This window comes from Bartonella taylorii 8TBB (assembly GCF_902825155.1).
In the GTDB taxonomy this organism is placed as follows: Bacteria; Pseudomonadota; Alphaproteobacteria; order Rhizobiales; family Rhizobiaceae; genus Bartonella; species Bartonella taylorii_A.
The window spans coordinates 1-1,151 of sequence record NZ_CADEAG010000033.1 but is presented as its reverse complement, the minus strand read 5'-3'; the positions used below and the strand labels follow the sequence as shown (position 1 = coordinate 1,151).

At 38.5% G+C, this 1,151-nt stretch carries 2 protein-coding genes; both read right to left on the bottom strand.

The features are described from left to right. Positions 1–147: 147 nt before the first annotated feature. Positions 148–732 carry a hypothetical protein gene (locus tag J7R13_RS08485; RefSeq protein WP_208438278.1) on the bottom strand — a complete coding sequence of 195 codons (585 nt, stop codon included), beginning with the start codon at positions 730–732 and terminating at the stop codon, positions 148–150. A gap of 3 nt (positions 733–735) precedes the next feature. Beyond that, entirely contained in the window at positions 736–1,056 is a 321-nt protein-coding gene (locus tag J7R13_RS08480; RefSeq protein WP_208438277.1) for a hypothetical protein, read from the bottom strand. Positions 1,057–1,151 lie beyond the last annotated feature (95 nt).

Sequence of the window (1,151 nt, the reverse complement as noted above, 5' to 3'; positions counted from 1 at the left end):
CCTGCCCCGCAACAGACCCAACCCGCCGGGAAGTACCTTTTGCATTGATTTTATTGTATTTTTTATGGAAAGAACCAAAGCATAAGTGATAATTTGCTTTAAAAATTACAATTAAAGTGAGTAGTGTGTTGACATAGCTTAAGAACATTATTTAGCTTTCTTATTGGCGGCATATTCTTGACGAGCAAGTTGGTACTGTATATTTTTGGTTAATCGTTCACTGGCATATTGTGCGATAGCACTTGCAATTTCTGGCTTGGACATCACTCTAGCAATTGACGGTCCCTCTTGTTTTGCAATAGGGAATTGATCTCCATCCGCTCTTTGAAAGACATTCCCATTCAGCTTTTTTAATTCAACACGCTTTGGAAAACTCCCACCTTTGATAAAAGCATGGGGTAAGATTTCTTTTTTTCCAAACATTTTGTAAGTTACACCGCGTTTTGTTTCTTGTGCTTGAAAAAATTTAAGAGGTATAGGTGTTCCAGAACCAATGATATCTGTCTCGAGAAGCTTTGCTGTAGCCTTTCCTTTAATATAAACGCCTTTTTTGACACGCTTTGATTGGGCTGATGTAACATCGGCAATTTGTTTTTCTGCAAAGCGTTCGACTTGTTTTGCTGCGGTGTTTACAGCATTACGCAAAGCCCAATTAAGGCGTGGTGCTTGAAGACTGGTGAAGGTATCCTTCACCTGTTGAAGATACCATTTTTGGTGGATGATTAACTTCAACTTCTAAGCCTTTTTTGGGGTAGGTGTTGATGACTTAGAAACTTTAGATGCTTTGGGCTGCTCGAGTGAAATTTCTTCTATTACTGATTCAGATAATGTTTGTATGACTTCTTGTTCTATCTGCTTAATCTGTTCAACTGCCTTTTCAGGTTTTGCTGTTGTTTTAACGTCAACAAAAGGTTTTGCCGCATTGGCGCGCTTGAGACGTGCGTAGACCTGATTAGAAATTTCAACAAATGGATTATTGGATGTTGATGGTTCAAAGCAAACAGTGCTTTTATTGTCTCCAACCACACACATTGGCTTAGTGATGACAGCTTTCATCATTGCTCCTTTCGAGTCATAAATTAGTCCATTAATGATTTTTGTTATTTGAAAAATAGATTAGCCGGAATTACCCAGAAAACAGGGCTTTCTAG

What these genes read in the sequence shown, in the direction of transcription:
- J7R13_RS08480 (WP_208438277.1), bottom strand. Translation starts at nt 1,056, where the DNA reads ATGAAAGCTGTCATCACTAAGCCAATGTGTGTGGTTGGAGACAATAAA.